Genomic DNA, 16,012 nt, shown 5'->3' with positions numbered 1-16,012 from the left:
CCGTCAAGCTTGCTCTGTCCGCAGGATCCCCACGCAACCGGCTTCGCCTCAAGAACCTCGCCGCCTCACTGACCGTCGCATCGTGCATGTTCATCGCGGCAAGTCCCGCGAACGCACAAAGCGCCACGCGCAAAGCATCGGTGCAGCTCGCGCAGAGCCAGCCGCAACAGCCGGTACCGCAAGGGCAAACGTTTGAGGAAGAGATCATTCCGCAGCGCTATGCGAACAACGCGAACGTCGATGCGTTCATCAACGAGATGGTCGCGCGCTACGATTTCGACGAAGCGTCGCTGCACGCGCTGTTCGCCGGCGTCAGCTACTCGGCGACCGCGGTGAAGCTGGTCACGCCGTCGCCGACGCCGTCGGTCAAGAACTGGCGCTCGTATCAGGCGCGCTTCCTCGACCCGGTGCGCGTCAATGCCGGCGTGCAGTTCTGGCGCGAGAACCGGGCCACGCTGCAGCGCGCGTATCAGGAGTTCGGCGTGCCGCCGGAGATGGTCGTCGGCATTATCGGCGTCGAGACGATCTACGGTCGCTACATGGGTAATTTCCGCGTGCTCGATGCGCTGACCACGCTGAGCTTCGATTATCCGAACACCGCGAATCGCGCGGACCGCCAGGCGACCTTCCGCAAGAATCTCGAAGACTACCTGGTCTGGACGCGCGACGCGCAGATCGACCCGAACACGGTGCTCGGTTCATACACGGGCGCGATCGGCATTCCGCAGTTCCTGCCGAGCAGCATCGTCCAGTACGCGGTCGACTACGAGGGCAACAAGCACATCGATCTGCGCACGAGCGATGCCGACGCGATCGGCAGCGTCGCGAATTATCTGCGCCAGAATGGCTGGGAAAGCGGCCGGCCGGTGGTATGGCGAATCGGCTCGGACGCGGGCAGCCTCGGTGTCGCGCAGGCGGCGGCCACTGGCCAGCCGGAGCCGCACTGGCCCCTTGACCAGTTGCTGCGCGCCGGTCTCGTACTGAACGAGCCGAACGTCGACATTGCTTCCGAAGCGGGTACGCCGGTCACGGTGGTCGATCTGCCGACGCCGGGGCGCGGCACGGAGTTCGTGCTCGGCCTGAAGAACTTCTACGTGCTCACCCGCTACAACCGCAGCTTTTTCTATGCGCTTGCGGTGTATCAACTCGGTCAGAAGGTCAAGGCCCAGATGGAAGCAGTCGACACTGCGAATGCCGCGAAGGCGGTCAACAACGGCAGCGCGTCGCAAGGTCAGACAGATCAGTCGAACTCAAATTCGCAGTGAGTCGCCCCGCGAGTCGCGCGCACGCCTCGCGTTGAAGGACGGAAAAAAGCGCCGGCTCGACCGGCGCTTTTCATTGGCTCGTGCGCCCGCGAAGGCGCCCGGCGACCCGCTTACGCGGGAAATACTCCCGTGGACAGATAACGGTCGCCGCGGTCGCAGACGATGAACACGATCGTCGCGTTCTCGACCTGACGCGCGATGCGCAGCGCGACTTCGCACGCACCGCCCGACGAAATGCCCGCAAAGATGCCTTCGACCGACGCCAGCCGGCGCGCCATCGCCTCGGCCGCGGATTGGCTGACGTTCTCCACACGGTCGACGCGGCTACGGTCGAAAATTTTCGGCAGATACGCTTCCGGCCACTTGCGGATACCCGGAATACGCGAGCCCTCTTCCGGCTGCGCGCCGATAATTTCGATCTGCTGGTTCAGCGCTTTCAGATACGTGGACACGCCCATGATCGTGCCGGTCGTGCCCATCGACGATACAAAGTGCGTGATGCGCCCTTCCGTGTCGCGCCAGATTTCCGGGCCCGTGCCTTCGATGTGCGAAGCCGGATTGTCCGGGTTCGCGAACTGATCGAGGATGATGCCCTTGCCTTCGCGCTGCATCTGCTCGGCGAGATCGCGCGCGTACTCCATGCCGCCTTTGACCGGCGTCAGAATGATTTCCGCGCCGTAGGCCGCCATGCTCTGACGGCGCTCCACCGACAGATCTTCCGGCATGATCAGCACCATCTTGTAGCCGCGGACCGCCGCGGCCATTGCAAGCGCGATACCGGTATTGCCGCTGGTCGACTCGATCAGCGTGTCGCCCGGCTTGATGCGGCCGCGCGCTTCGGCCTTCTTGATCATCGACAATGCCGGACGGTCCTTCACCGACCCCGCCGGGTTGTTGCCCTCGAGCTTCGCGAGGATCACATTGTTGCGGCTGCGGATCTCGTCGTCGGGAAGCCTGACGAGTTGTACGAGCGGCGTGTTGCCGACCGTGTCTTCAATCGTTTTGTATGCCATATGGGGTCCAGCGATCGATGCGCGAGAGAGTGTCTTCAATCTATCGATTCTAAACCACGAACTCCGGCGCTGCCCTGCAGCCCTTCTGTCCGCATGGATGCATGCCGCCTGCTGCGCAAAAAGCCCGCGGCTGTGAGCCGCGGGAAGTCGTGTGTGCAAATCGGAGCAATGGGATGTTCGCGGACCCTGCGCGCCGCAAGCCGCTCGTCGGCATGACACGCACAAGGCTCGCGGCCGCTTACTTCTTCACCGCCACTGCGGCGGCGCCCTTCTGCGTGGCGGCCGGCGCGGCCGCAGCGGCCGGCTCCTTGGCCGCTGCAGCTGCCGCAACCTGCGCGCTAGCAGCCGCGCCAGCCGGTCCGACAGCGAGACCCTCCGCCTGCAGGCGCTCGATGGTGTGGCCGCCCATGCCCTTGACGCGCTTGCCGAGATCGGCCGCGTCCTTGAACGGGCCGTGCGCATTGCGTTCGTCGACGATCGCTTTGGCTTTTGCCGGACCGATGCCCTTGATGCCGCGCAGCGCGTCTTCGTTAGCCGTATTGACGTCGACCGCCGCATACGCGTGGCCGAAAGCGGCGAGCATCGCCGCGGTAACCAGTACTTTTCGAAACATATTGGAATCTCCCTGTTGCCACTGGCCGGCGACCATCACCAGCCAGGAGATTCCAGTTTAAAGAGGACGGCGTACTAATTACACCTGGCCGAACAGCCAGCGCACGTAACGATCGACACCTTCCTGCACGCTCAGAAACGGCGCGTCGTAGCCGGCCGCGCGCAGCTTCGACTGATCGGCCTGCGTGAAGCACTGGTACTTTCCACGCAGCGCGTCGGGGAACGGAATGTATTCGATCAGTCCGCGTTGCACCTGATCCGCGAGCGACAGCGCCGGCTCGTTGTTCAGCGCGCGCAGCGTGTTGACCACGGTGCTCGCGATGTCGTTGAACGGCTGCGCGCGGCCGGTGCCGAGATTGAAAATGCCCGACTTCTCCGGATGATCGAAGAAGAACAGATTGACCTTGACGACGTCTTCGACGGAGATGAAATCGCGCGTCTGCTCACCAGCCGCATAGCCGTTGTATTCGCCGAACAGCTTGACCTTGCCCTCGGCGCGGAACTGATTGAAGTTGTGAAACGCGACCGATGCCATGCGCGCCTTATGCGTTTCGCGCGGACCGTACACGTTGAAATAACGAAAGCCCACGATCTGGCTTTTCGCCGTGGGCAGCACGCGGCGAATCACCTGGTCGAACAGGAACTTCGAATAGCCGTACACGTTGAGCGGCTGCTCGACCTCGCGCTCCTCGACGAAGCGGCTCGAGCCGCCATACGTCGCCGCCGACGATGCATACAGGAACTGGACGTCCTGCGCGAGACAGATGTCGAGCACGTCGCGGCTATAGCGGTAGTTGTTGTCCATCATGTAGCGGCCGTCGGTTTCCATCGTGTCCGAGCAGGCGCCTTCGTGGAAAATCGCGCGCACCTTGCCGAAGTCGCCGCGCCTGAAGCGCTCGACGAATTCGGTTTTGTCGAGATAGTCGTCGATTTCGCAATCGACCAGATTCCTGAACTTGTCCGCGCGCGTGAGGTTATCGACCGCGATGATGCGTTGTTCGCCGCGCTCGTTGAGCGACTTCACGAGATTGCTGCCGATAAAACCGGCCGCGCCGGTGACGATGACGGTCATGATGATCCTGCCGTAGTGAGCTTTGTAGTGAGCTTCGTTCAGTCAACGCCGCGGGGTCCGCTGGTCCGTCGGACGACGGCAGCCCCGCGGGCTGCATCAGGAGAAGAGTTCGTCGTAGTCGACGGTGGCGGTGCCGAGTTTGCCGACCACGATGCCGGCCGCGCGATTCGCGAGCCCGACTGCGTCGACGAGAGAAAGACCCGCGCCGAGCATCGCGGCAAGCGTTGCGATCACGGTGTCGCCCGCGCCCGACACATCATACACTTCGCGCGCAACGGCCGACGCGTGCAGGATGCCATCGTCGGCGAAGAGTGTCATGCCCTCCTCCGAGCGCGTCAGCAGCAGCGCCTTGAACTGGAGTTCGGCGCGCAGCTTCGTGACACGCGCGATCAGGTCTTCCTCGGACTTCCACTGTCCGACGACCTCGCGCAATTCCGCGCGATTCGGCGTGATCAGCGTCGCGCCGCGATAGCGCTCCCAGTCGTCGCCCTTCGGATCGACGAGCACCGGTTTGCCGGCCGCGTGCGCCTTCGCGATCATTTGCGTGACATGCGTGAGGCCGCCCTTCGCGTAGTCGGACATCAGGATCACGTCGTGCGACGGCAGCAGTTCGTCGAAACGCGCAAGCCCCGCTAGCAGCACTTCATGCGCCGGCGAGTTTTCGAAATCGACGCGCAGCAGTTGCTGCTGACGCGACAGCACGCGCAGCTTGATCGTCGTCAGCAAGGCCGGATCGCGTTCGAGATGCGGCGTCACGCCGCTTTCGTCGAGCAGCTGCACGATGCGCTCGCCGGGCTCGTCATGACCGACCACGCACAACAGACCCGCTTGTGCGCCGAGCGCGACCGCGTTGCGCGCGACGTTCGCCGCGCCGCCCAGGCGATCTTCCTGGCGCTGCACGTGCACGACCGGTACTGGCGCCTCCGGAGAGATGCGGTTGACGTCGCCGAACCAGTAACGGTCGAGCATCACGTCGCCGACCACGAGCACGCGCGCCGCATTGAGCTGCCCGCGCGGCACGAACGTGAGCTTCTGCGCCGTGGTGGACGCGGGCGCCGCGGGTATGGCCTCAGGCATCGGCCGGAAGTTCAGAGGGTTGGGCATAGGGGCGTCCAATAGCGTGATAGTCGATCCCGAGCTCGATCATCGCGTCCGGTTCGTACAGATTGCGGCCGTCGAAAATCAGCGGTGTCTTCAGCACCGATTTCAGATGCACGAAATCAGGACTCTTGAACTCCTTCCATTCGGTCACGATCACGAGCGCGTCGGCGCCCGTCAGCGTTTCGTCCTGAGCGCTCGTGAACGTGAGACGTGCGAGCTGCTCGGGCGCCGCGTGCAGATCCATCGCGAACACGCGCTGCGCCTCGGTCACGGCGACCGGATCGTACGCGCGCACGTTTGCGCCGCGCGCGAGCAGCTCGCCGATCACGCGACGGCTCGGCGCCTCGCGCATGTCGTCGGTATTCGGTTTGAACGCGAGGCCCCACACCGCGAATGTGCGGCCGCTCAGATCCTCGCCGAGCTTCGCGGCGATCTTGTTCACGAGCACGTCCTTCTGCTGGTCGTTCACTTCCTCGACCGCCTCGAGAATGCGCAGGTTGTGGCCGCTCTCGCTCGCGGTGCGAATCAACGCCTGCACGTCCTTCGGGAAGCACGAGCCGCCATAGCCGCAGCCGGCATACAGGAAGTGATAGCCGATGCGCGGATCGGAACCGATGCCGCGGCGCACCGCCTCGATGTCGGCGCCGACCTTGTCCGCGAGATTCGACATCTCGTTCATGAACGAGATGCGCGTCGCGAGCATCGCGTTGGCCGCGTACTTGGTGAACTCGGCCGAGCGCACGTCCATGTACAGCGTGCGTTCGTGGTTGCGGTTGAACGGCGCGTACAGACGCTTCATCATCTCACGCGCGCGTGCGCCCGATTCGTCTTCGTCGATACCGATCACGATACGGTCAGGGCGCATGAAGTCGTCGACGGCCGCGCCTTCCTTCAGGAACTCGGGGTTCGACACGACCGAGAAGCGATGCTGCGCGCTGCCGGCGAGCCCGCGCTTCGCGAGCTCTTCGTTGATCACCGCGCGCACGCGTTGCGCGGTGCCGACCGGCACAGTCGATTTGTCGACGATCACCTTGAAGCCGTTCATCGTGCGGCCGATGTTGCGTGCGGCCTCGAGCACGTATTGCAGGTCGGCGGAGCCGTCTTCGTCGGGCGGCGTGCCGACCGCGATGAACTGCACGTCGCCGTGCGCGACGCTCGCCGCGACATCGGTCGAGAACGTGATGCGGCCGGCCGCGCGCGTGCGGGCGATCATCTCCTGCAAGCCCGGTTCGTGAATCGGCACGCCGCCTCTGTTGAGGATGTCGATCTTGCGCTGATCGACGTCGAGACAGAAGACGTCGTTGCCGATTTCGGCGAGACACGCGCCGGTGACAAGGCCCACATAGCCGGTGCCGATAATGGTGATTTTCATACGCTGTCCGGTAGATGGTTCCGGTGATGAATGCCGCTCGTGAGGCCGGCGATAAACTCGTTGCGAAATTCGCGGGGCGATTGCGCGCCAATGAACGCCGACGCGGCCACCGCCGCGCATGCGGCGTCAGTTCGGCGCGGCAATCGGCTCGACGCGGCGCGGGGCATAGGTTTCCCAACCGCTGCATCCCGGGCACTGCCAGTAGAAGAGCCGGGCCCTGAAACCACAATTCTGGCACGTATAGCGTGGCAGATTCTTGGTGCGCTGGCGGATCAGTGTGCGCATCAGTTCGAGCTCGCCGCGCCGCGGCTCTTCGGCGACGGCCTGCTGCGCTTCGAGCAGACGCGTCATGCCGGCCAGATTCGGCGACTTCTGCATCTGCGTGCGCGCGAGCGCATGCGCAGCATCGGCGCCGCGCAGCGATGCGACGTGCTGATACGCAACGTCGAGCAGATCGTTGCTCGGATGACGGTCGACCCACGTGGTCAGCAGATCGGCGCCCTCCTGCGCGCGGCCGAGCGCTTCATACGCTTTCATGATCTTCTCGGCGACGAGCGGCAGATACGCGGGGTTCTGCTCCTCGACGCGGCGCCATTGCCCAATCGCCGCTTCCGGCGCGCCGCCGGCCGCGTCGACATCGCCGAACAGGATCGTCGCGCGCACGTTGGTCGGGTTCGCCTTCAGCGCGAGGCCGAGCTGATGACGCGCTTCGTCCGGTCTTTTCTGCTGTAGCGCTTCCTGCGCAAGTTCGCAGTGGAACTGCGCGATTTCCTTATCGAGCGACGGTGCGCCCATCGTTTCGAGGTGGCGCGCGGTATCGATCGACTTGACCCAGTCCTTTTCGATCTCGTAGATCGTCAACAGCGCGCGTTGAGCACCCAGCGCGTAATCGCCCGCTTGCAGCGAGCGGAAGGTTTCTTCGGCACGGTCGAGCAGACCCGCTTTCAGGAAGTCCTGGCCGAGTTCGTACAGCGCGTGATCGCGCTCGTTGACCGGCAGGTCCGCGCGGCTCAGCAGATTTTGATGCACGCGAATCGCTCGATCCGTCTCGCCGCGCCGGCGGAACAGATTGCCGAGCGCGAAATGCAATTCGACCGTTTCAGGGTCGAGCTTGACGACTTCGATGAATGCATCGATCGCCTGGTCGGGCTGCTCGTTGAGAAGGAAGTTCAGGCCGCGAAAATACGACCGCGGCAGGTTGGCGCTTTCGGACAGCAGCGTCTTGAGGTCGTAGCGCGCCGCCATCCAGCCGAACGCGAACGCGACGGGTACGACCAGCAGCCACCAGAAGTCTAGATCCATGCGATTAATGCAAATGTGCGGAAAAGCGAAAACGAAAAGCCGCGCTCGGAGCGCGCGCGGCGCAAGACAGCTCAGATCAGCGGCGGCATCGGCGGCTGCTCTACCACGGCGGGAGTCTCGCGAGCCACGCGCAACTCGCGCCTGAGCCGGCCATTCTCCATGCGCAGACGCACGACGGCCGGCATCGCCGACACGAGCCCGGCGAGCAAGCCGATCACGAAAAACGTGAGGCCGATCAGAATCAGAGGCGCAGACCAGACGTAGCCGGCGAGGAAATTCAGCGTAGCGGGTTGCGTGTTGGAGAGCGCGAGCACGAGCAGCAGCACGAACACCAGCACACGGATCAGCCAGACGATAAATTTCATGAATATATCTCTTCACGGCAGTTGCGGGATGACGCCGGCTCGATGACGCGTCGCGCCACGGTGTTGCCCGCGCCGAAGTGACCCGTATTGTAATGGATGCCCTCGCGGCTGAGCAGCAAGTGGCGGGATGCCGGACTTACGTGCAATTCGCGAAATGCAAAAGCCGCAGCGGAAGGCGCGACTTCTCAAATGATGGACGAAAAAAAAGCGCCCAAAGGCGCTTTTCCTGGTCTTTTGCCGACTGGCTTTGGCCGCTGACGCTAGCTATGCCACGCTGCAACACACACGCAGCGGAGTCATTAAAGGTCGTCATCCGGCTCCTCGGCCTTCAGCGGCTCGCCCGCGCGACGATCCACCCGCTCGCGCAATTCCTTGCCCGGCTTGAAGTGCGGTACGTACTTCTCGGGTACCAGCACCTTCTCGCCCGACTTCGGATTGCGTCCGACGCGGGAGGGACGGCGGTTGAGGCCGAAGCTGCCGAAGCCACGAATTTCGATGCGATGACCTTTGGCAAGCGCCTCCGACATCGCATCAAGCATCGTCTTCACCGCGAAATCCGCATCCTTGAGAACAAGTTGCGGAAATCGCGTAGCCAGCTGGGCGACCAATTCCGATTTGGTCATACTGCAGCAGACCTCTCAGGCTTACTGGTTCTGGCCGTCGAGCTTGGCCTTCAGCAGCGCGCCGAGGTTCGTCGTGCCGGTAGCGGCTGCGCTCGAATCCGAAGCAGCGAGACCGCGGATGGCTTCCTGCTGCTCAGCCGAGTCCTTCGCCTTGATCGACAGGTTGATGCCGCGCGACTTGCGATCGATGTTGATGATCATCGCGTTGACCTTGTCGCCTTCCTTCAGCACATTGCGAGCGTCTTCCACGCGGTCTTGGGCGATTTCCGAAGCACGCAGGTAGCCTTCGACTTCGCCCGACAGCTGGACCACGGCACCCTTCGCGTCGACCGACTTGACGGTACCGTCGACGACCGAACCCTTGTCGTTCATTGCAACGTAGTTGCTGAACGGGTCACCTTCGAGCTGCTTGATACCCAGCGAAATACGTTCCTTCTCGACGTCGATGCCGAGAACGATCGCTTCCACTTCGTCGCCCTTCTTGTACTTGCGAACGGCTTCCTCGCCGGTTTCGCTCCACGACAGATCCGACAGGTGAACCAGACCGTCGATGCCGCCCGGCAGACCGATGAACACGCCAAAGTCGGTGATCGACTTGATGGCGCCGCTGATCTTGTCGCCCTTCTTGAAGTTGCGGCTGAAGTCGTCCCACGGGTTCGGCTTGCACTGCTTCATGCCGAGGCTGATACGACGGCGGTCTTCGTCGATTTCGAGAACCATCACTTCGACTTCGTCGCCCAGCTGGACAACCTTCGACGGAGCAACGTTCTTGTTAGTCCAGTCCATTTCCGACACGTGGACGAGGCCTTCGATGCCCGATTCCACTTCGACGAATGCGCCGTAGTCGGTGATGTTCGTGACCTTACCGAACAGACGCGTGCCCGACGGGTAACGGCGCGAGATGCCTTCCCACGGATCGTCGCCCAGTTGCTTGATACCGAGCGAAACGCGGTTCTTTTCCTGGTCGAACTTGAGGATCTTCGCGGTGACTTCCTGGCCAACAGACAGGACTTCGCTCGGGTGACGCACGCGACGCCATGCGATGTCGGTAATGTGCAGCAGGCCGTCGATGCCGCCGAGGTCAACGAACGCGCCGTAGTCGGTGATGTTCTTGACCACGCCTTCGACGATCGCGCCTTCCTTCAGCGTTTCGAGCAGCTTGGCGCGCTCTTCGCCTTGCGTTGCCTCGATGACGGCGCGGCGCGACAGCACGACGTTGTTACGCTTGCGGTCGAGCTTGATGACGCGGAATTCGAGGGTCTTGCCTTCGTACGGGGTCGTGTCCTTGACCGGACGCGTATCAACCAGCGATCCCGGCAGGAACGCGCGGATGCCGTTGACCATCACGGTCATACCGCCCTTGACCTTGCCCGTGATCGTGCCGGTCACGAGTTCGTTGTTGTCCAGCGCCTTTTCCAGCGACAGCCACGAAGCCAGACGCTTCGCCTTGTCACGCGACAGGATCGTGTCGCCATAGCCGTTTTCCAGCGCGTCGATCGCGACGGAAACGAAGTCGCCCGCCTGCACTTCTACCTCGCCCGCGTCGTTCAGGAACTCTTCGAGCGGGATGTAGGCTTCGGACTTCAGACCAGCGTTCACGACCACGAAGTTGTGGTCGACACGCACGACTTCGGCGGAGATCACTTCGCCAGCGCGCATGTCCTGCTTGGTCAGCGACTCTTCGAACAGAGCCGCAAAAGATTCGGTATTCGGGGTAGAGGTTTGCAGGTCGGACATAAAAATCAAGGTTTGCATGGTTTTCGCAGCGCCTGGCTCACCGGACCGGTCAGCAACTTCGGCAAAGACGCGACTGCCACGCGGGGTTAAAGGGTTAAAAACAACGCTTCGCGACCATCGCGAAGCACCTACCAACAACGGGACTGCCGCTGCTCGCCACTTCTGCGCGACCGTTTTCAGTCACGCATGCGGGACCAGCGCTTCATACCATTGCACCACCTGCTCGACCGCCTGGTCGACCGACAATGCGGAGGTATCAAGCAGCTTTGCATCCGCCGCGGGCTTGAGCGGCGCGGCCGCGCGCTGACTGTCACGCTCGTCACGCTCACGCAAATCCCGGAGCAAGTCATCTATATTAGCAGAAAATCCTTTTTGGATCAATTGCTTATGCCGGCGCATCGCGCGGGCCTCGACGCTCGCGGTCATGAACACCTTCAGCGCGGCGTCCTGGAAGATCACGGTACCCATGTCGCGGCCGTCGGCGACCAGTCCCGGTTCCTTGCGAAACGCCCGCTGGCGCGCCACCAGCGCGGTTCGCACCGGCGCGTGCACGGCGATCGCCGAAGCGCGGCTGCCTACTTCCTCGGCGCGGATTTCGGTCGATACATCGACCCCGTCAAGCTGCGCGAGCCCCTCGCGAAACGTGATATGGAGGTCATCGATCAGTTTGACAAGTGCGTCGACGTCGTCCGCCGCAATGCCATAGCGCAGGCTCGCGAGCGCCGCGAGTCGATACAGCGCGCCGCTGTCGAGCAGGTGAAAGCCGAGGTTGGCGGCCACCATCGCGGCCACAGTGCCTTTGCCGGAGGCGCTAGGGCCGTCGATCGCAATGACGGGCGTCTGGTGAAAGGGACGGGTCGGTTTCATCTAAAAATGTCGCACATCGGGGATTCGCACGCGAATCCGGGTTGCATCAGGGTTGTGTGAGCGCCGTAAAGCGCTCGAAATAATCGGGGAACGTCTTGCCGACGCACTTCGGGTCGTTGATGCGGATCGGCACGCCGCCCAAACTCACGAGCGAGAAGCACATCGCCATGCGGTGGTCGTCGTAGGTGTCGATCGCGGCATTCGGGAACAGCTTTTCGGGTGGCGTGACGACGAGGAAATCTTCGCCTTCCTGCACCTTCGCACCGACTTTGCGAAGCTCGGTCGCCATTGCGGCGATGCGGTCGGTTTCCTTCACGCGCCAGCTCGCGATGTTGCGCAGCGTGCTCGTGCCGTCCGCGAACAGCGCGGCGACCGCGATCGTCATCGCGGCATCGGGGATCAGGTTGAAGTCCATGTCGATCGGATCGAGCTTGCCGTGGTCGTTGCCGACGCCACGCACTTCAATCCAGTCGTCGCCCATCTGCAGGTTCGCACCCATCTTGATCAGCGCATCGGCAAATCCGACGTCGCCCTGGATGCTCGCGCGGCCCACGCCTTCGACTCTGAGCGGCCCGCCGCCGAGCGCGCCCGCGGCGAGGAAATACGACGCCGACGACGCATCCCCTTCCACCATGATCGTGCCCGGCGACTGATACCGCTTCCCGGCCGGCACCACGAACTGGTGCCAGCCGTGGCGCTCGACCTCGATTCCGAAGCGCGCCATCAGCTTGATCGTGATCTCGATGTACGGCTTCGAGATCAGCTCGCCGTCGACCTGCACGGTGGTGACGCCGCTCGCGGTGCGCAACAGCGGCAGCGTCATCAGCAGCGAGGTCAGGAACTGGCTCGACACGTCGCCGCGTACGCGGATCGGCGCGTCGGCCGTTATCTGGGCGGGACGGATGCGCAGCGGCGGATAGCCTTCGTTCTGCTCGTAGTCGATCTTCGCGCCGATCTGGCGCAGGCCGTCGACGAGATCGCCGATCGGCCGTTCATGCATGCGCGGCACGCCGTGAATCCGGTAGTCGCCGCCGTTCACGGCGAGCGCCGCGGTCAGCGGGCGCACCGCCGTGCCCGCATTGCCGAGGAACAGGTCGGCCGTGCGCGCGGTGAACGCGCCGCGCGTGCCGCTCAGGACGCAGGTGTCGCCGTCGCGCTTCAAACGTACGCCGAGCTTTTCGAGCGCGTCGATCATCACCCGGGTGTCGTCGGAGTCGAGCAGGTTCGTGATCGTCGTCTCGCCTTCGGCGAGCGCGGCGAGCAGCAGCACGCGGTTCGAGATGCTCTTCGAGCCGGGCAGACGAACCGTGCCGGACGCACGGGAAAAAGGTCCGAGATCGAGGAATTCCATGATGTGTCCAGTTTCCGGTTATTTCGACGCGTCGCCGCTGGCCACGCCAGCCGCGCGCTGCTCCTGCCACTGACTGCGTGCGACGCGCGAGCGCGCGAACACGGCTTCGAGCGCGGCGCCGTCGCCAGCTTCGATCGCCGTGCGCAGGCGCGCGAGCACCGCGGTGTACGCGTCGAGTTCGTCGAGCAGCGCCACGCGATTGGCGATACAGACGTCGCGCCACATCTCCGGACTCGACGCGGCGATGCGCGTGAAGTCGCGAAAACCGCCCGCCGCGAACGAGAACTTCAACGCAGCGTCGGGCGAATTGAGGATCTGCTCGACGAGCGCGAACGACAGCACGTGCGGCAGATGACTGACCGACGCGAACACGCGGTCGTGCTGCTGCGGCGTCATCTCCCGCACCAATGCGCCGGTGGCGCGCCACATCGCCGCGACGCGCTCGACCGCGTCCGGCGTATTCTCCGGCAGCGGGCACAGCACGACGTTGCGGTTCACGTACAGATCGGGCAACGCGGCATCGACCCCGCTCGACTCGCGACCGGCGATCGGATGGCCCGGCACGAACTGGCCGATCCGGGCGCCGAGCGCCGCGCGGGCGGCGGCGACCACGTCGGATTTGGTGCTGCCCGCATCGGTGACAATCGTGTTGGCGTCGAGATGGGGCGCGATGCGCTCGAGCAGCGGCTGGGTCTGCGCGACCGGCGCCGCGAGCATCACGAAGTCCGCGCCCGCGAGCGCGTCGCGCAGCGCGGCGTCGTCGGTGAGCGCCGCGGCGCCGTCGATCACACCAAGCGCCAACGCCCGTTCGCTCGACGCAGAGGTCCGTCCGAGCCCAACCACGGTGCGCGCCCCGCCAGCCTCGCCGCGTTCACGCAACGCGCGCGCGAGCGATCCGCCGATCAGGCCGACACCGAAAATCACCAGCTTGTTAAAGGAAAACGCGGCCACGTCGCTCACACAATACGGACATTAAGCGCGCCACTCCTGCCGGTCGACGCGCGGGGTCAAGGATCAAGGCTTACGCTGCGTCAGGCTCGGCAAGCGTCTTTTCGAGCGCCGTGAGGAACGCTTCGTTTTCCTCCGGCAAGCCGATCGTGATGCGCAGCCACTGCGGCAAGCCGTAGTTGTCGACCGGTCGCACGATCACGGCCTGCTTCAGCAGCGCAAGGTTCACGCGGGCGCCGGCTTTGTCGTCGCTGCCAACGCGCACGAGCACGAAGTTGCCTTCGGACGGCACGTATTCGAGGCCGAGCTTGTCGAACGCCTCGGTCAGAAGCGTATAGCCCTGCGCGTTCAGCGCCGCGCTCTTCTGCAGGAACGCGCTGTCATTCAGTGCCGCAATCGCCGCGGCTTGCGCGAGCGTATTTACGTTAAACGGTTGACGCAGTCGATTCAGCAAATCGGTCAAGCCGGGCTGCGCGATCGCGAAGCCGATGCGCAAGCCCGCAAGCCCGAACGCCTTCGAGAACGTACGCGAAACCAGCAGGTTCGGATAGCGGCGCACCCAGTCAATCGAGTCGTAGCGCTTGTCCGCCGACAGATACTCGGTGTACGCCTCGTCGAGCACGACGACCACGTGGCGCGGCACCTTGTCGAGAAAAGCCTCGAGCCTCGGGCCGTCGACGAACGTGCCGGTCGGATTGTTCGGATTCGCGACGAACACGAGACGCGTGTGGTCGTCGATTGCGGCGAGCATCGCGTCGAGGTCGTGACCATAGCGCACCGCCGGCACGACGATGGCGCGCGCGCCGACGCCTTGCGTCGCGAGCGCATAGACCGCGAACGAATACTGCGAGAACACGACCGCCTGGCCCTTCTCGACGAACGCGTGCGCGGCGAGTTCGAGAATGTCGTTGCTGCCGTTACCGAGGGTGATCCACTCAGCCGGCACACCGTAGCGCGCGGCGAGCGCCGCCTTCAGCTCGAAACCGTTCGAGTCCGGATAACGGCCGAGATCGGCGATCGCCCGCGCCATCGCGTGCTGCGCGGATTCCGGCATGCCGAGCGGATTCTCGTTCGATGCGAGCTTCACGATGCTCGCCTCGTCGAGACCGAACTCACGGGCCACTTCCGAAATCGGCTTGCCGGCGATGTACGGCGCGATCGCGCGCACATAGGAAGGGCCGAAAGACGCTGTCATGAAAATCTCCGAACGACGATGGATAGGGAAATCTGCGTTCGGGCAGCGCACGCGGCGCCGCCCGGACTGCGCTGCCAGCCCTTAACGGGCGCGCGGATATGAGCCGAGTATTTTCAGGAACGCGGCCTTCTCGCCGAGACCGGCGAGCGCGGCAGCCACAGCCGGATCGTCGCGATGGCCTTCGACATCGATATAGAAGTAGTACTCCCACGTGCCGACGCGCGCCGGACGCGATTCGAAACGCGTCATCGACACGCCGTGGCGAGCGAGCGGCTCGAGCAGCTTGACCATCGCGCCCGGTTCGTTCGCGACCGACACGATCAGCGAGGTCTGGTCGTAGCCGCTCGGACCGGTCGGCTCCTTGCCAATCATTACGAAGCGCGTGCGGTTGTGCGGATCATCCTGGATCAGCGCGTTGGTGACCTGCAGGCCGTAGTGGATCGCGGCGCGATCGCCGGCGATGGCCGCGACAGTCGGATCTTCGGCCGCCATCCGTGCAGCTTCGGCATTACTCGACACCGCCTGGCGCTCGAGATGCGGCGCATTGGTCGATAGCCAGCGCTGGCACTGCGCGAGCGCCTGCGCATGCGCGCATACGCGCGTGACGCCAGCGAGCCCGTTTTGCGTGAGCAGGTTGTGATGGATCGGCAATGCGAGTTCGCCGCCGATGGTCAGCTGGGTTTGCAGCAGCAGATCCAGCGTGCGCGACACCGCGCCTTCGGTCGAGTTCTCGACCGGCACGACGCCGTAGTCGGCGGCGCCCGCCTCGACCGAGCGGAATACTTCATCGATCGAGGGGCACGGCAGCCCTTCGATCGACTGACCGAAGTACTCGTGCATCGCCTGTTCGCTATAGGTGCCGACCGGCCCGAGATACGCGGCCTTGATGCTCTTTTCTAGCGCGCGGCTCGCGGCCATGATCTCGCGCCAGATCGCGCTGATGTGTTCGTCCGCGAGCGGCCCCGCGCTCATTTCCTGGAGGCGCGCGATCACCTGCATCTCGCGCTCGGGTCGGAACACCGGCGCGTTGAAATGCTTCTTGATCTCGCCGACTTCGAGCGCGACCGACGCGCGCTGGTTCAGGAGCGCGATCAGCTGCGCGTCGAGCGCGTCGATGCGATCGCGCAGAGGTTTGAGTCGTGTATTGAGTTCGTCGTCCATGCGTAAAACGGCTCTGCCGGGTAACTGC

15 protein-coding genes are annotated in these 16,012 nt (G+C 63.9%); 1 reads left to right on the top strand and 14 read right to left on the bottom strand.

Annotated elements, in window-relative coordinates:
* The first annotated feature begins 86 nt into the window (after positions 1-86).
* Entirely contained in the window at positions 87-1,265 is a 1,179-nt protein-coding gene (gene mltB / locus QFZ91_RS19480; protein WP_429568662.1) for a lytic murein transglycosylase B, read from the top strand.
* 110 nt (positions 1,266-1,375) lie between these two features.
* Here the strand turns inward: mltB and cysM are convergent, their stop codons facing one another.
* The 14 genes from cysM to pheA all read right to left on the bottom strand — a co-directional run bounded on the left by cysM (position 1,376) and on the right by pheA (position 15,984).
* Positions 1,376-2,278 carry a cysteine synthase CysM gene (gene cysM, locus QFZ91_RS19475; RefSeq protein ID WP_429568130.1) on the bottom strand — a complete coding sequence of 301 codons (903 nt, stop codon included), beginning with the start codon at positions 2,276-2,278 and terminating at the stop codon, positions 1,376-1,378.
* 238 nt (positions 2,279-2,516) lie between these two features.
* Positions 2,517-2,891, bottom strand: coding sequence for a ComEA family DNA-binding protein (locus QFZ91_RS19470; RefSeq protein ID WP_368596661.1), 375 nt, complete (start codon positions 2,889-2,891; stop codon positions 2,517-2,519).
* Between the two features lie 78 nt (positions 2,892-2,969).
* On the bottom strand, positions 2,970-3,962 hold the full coding sequence (gene rfaD, locus QFZ91_RS19465) for an ADP-glyceromanno-heptose 6-epimerase (RefSeq protein ID WP_429568129.1): 993 nt from the start codon (positions 3,960-3,962) through the stop codon (positions 2,970-2,972).
* 96 nt (positions 3,963-4,058) lie between these two features.
* Positions 4,059-5,066, bottom strand: a complete 1,008-nt coding sequence (gene rfaE1, locus QFZ91_RS19460) for a D-glycero-beta-D-manno-heptose-7-phosphate kinase (protein WP_429568128.1) — start codon at positions 5,064-5,066, stop codon at positions 4,059-4,061.
* Complete coding sequence (locus QFZ91_RS19455) at positions 5,032-6,435, bottom strand: UDP-glucose dehydrogenase family protein (RefSeq protein WP_429568127.1); 1,404 nt, start codon at positions 6,433-6,435, stop codon at positions 5,032-5,034. The genes rfaE1 and QFZ91_RS19455 overlap by 35 nt, the downstream gene beginning before the upstream one ends.
* A gap of 126 nt (positions 6,436-6,561) precedes the next feature.
* On the bottom strand, positions 6,562-7,737 hold the full coding sequence (gene lapB / locus QFZ91_RS19450; protein WP_176381322.1) for a lipopolysaccharide assembly protein LapB: 1,176 nt from the start codon (positions 7,735-7,737) through the stop codon (positions 6,562-6,564).
* Between the two features lie 71 nt (positions 7,738-7,808).
* A complete protein-coding gene (locus QFZ91_RS19445; protein WP_429568126.1) occupies positions 7,809-8,102 on the bottom strand; it encodes a LapA family protein in 294 nt (97 codons plus the stop codon).
* 299 nt (positions 8,103-8,401) lie between these two features.
* A complete protein-coding gene (locus tag QFZ91_RS19440) occupies positions 8,402-8,725 on the bottom strand; it encodes an integration host factor subunit beta (protein WP_006050255.1) in 324 nt (107 codons plus the stop codon).
* Between the two features lie 21 nt (positions 8,726-8,746).
* The gene (rpsA, locus tag QFZ91_RS19435; RefSeq protein ID WP_008921410.1) at positions 8,747-10,480 is read right to left on the bottom strand and encodes a 30S ribosomal protein S1; all 1,734 of its coding nucleotides are present in this window, start codon (positions 10,478-10,480) and stop codon (positions 8,747-8,749) included.
* A gap of 162 nt (positions 10,481-10,642) precedes the next feature.
* Positions 10,643-11,329 (bottom strand): (d)CMP kinase, encoded by a 687-nt coding sequence (cmk, locus tag QFZ91_RS19430; protein ID WP_429568125.1) that lies wholly within the window; start codon positions 11,327-11,329, stop codon positions 10,643-10,645.
* A gap of 46 nt (positions 11,330-11,375) precedes the next feature.
* Positions 11,376-12,680, bottom strand: a complete 1,305-nt coding sequence (gene aroA / locus QFZ91_RS19425) for a 3-phosphoshikimate 1-carboxyvinyltransferase (RefSeq protein WP_429568124.1) — start codon at positions 12,678-12,680, stop codon at positions 11,376-11,378.
* A gap of 18 nt (positions 12,681-12,698) precedes the next feature.
* Positions 12,699-13,640: a prephenate dehydrogenase gene (locus QFZ91_RS19420; RefSeq protein WP_429568123.1), complete on the bottom strand. Its 942-nt coding sequence runs from the start codon at positions 13,638-13,640 to the stop codon at positions 12,699-12,701.
* Positions 13,641-13,701: 61 nt separating this feature from the next.
* Positions 13,702-14,823, bottom strand: a complete 1,122-nt coding sequence (gene hisC, locus QFZ91_RS19415) for a histidinol-phosphate transaminase (protein ID WP_429568122.1) — start codon at positions 14,821-14,823, stop codon at positions 13,702-13,704.
* 81 nt (positions 14,824-14,904) lie between these two features.
* Positions 14,905-15,984, bottom strand: a complete 1,080-nt coding sequence (pheA, locus tag QFZ91_RS19410; protein WP_176105379.1) for a prephenate dehydratase — start codon at positions 15,982-15,984, stop codon at positions 14,905-14,907.
* Between the last annotated feature and the right edge of the window lie 28 nt (positions 15,985-16,012).

The sequence above is a fragment of the Paraburkholderia sp. JPY419 genome, from assembly GCF_050435705.1.
Classification (GTDB): domain Bacteria; phylum Pseudomonadota; class Gammaproteobacteria; order Burkholderiales; family Burkholderiaceae; genus Paraburkholderia; species Paraburkholderia youngii.
This window is presented reverse-complemented; position numbering and strand designations above follow the sequence as displayed.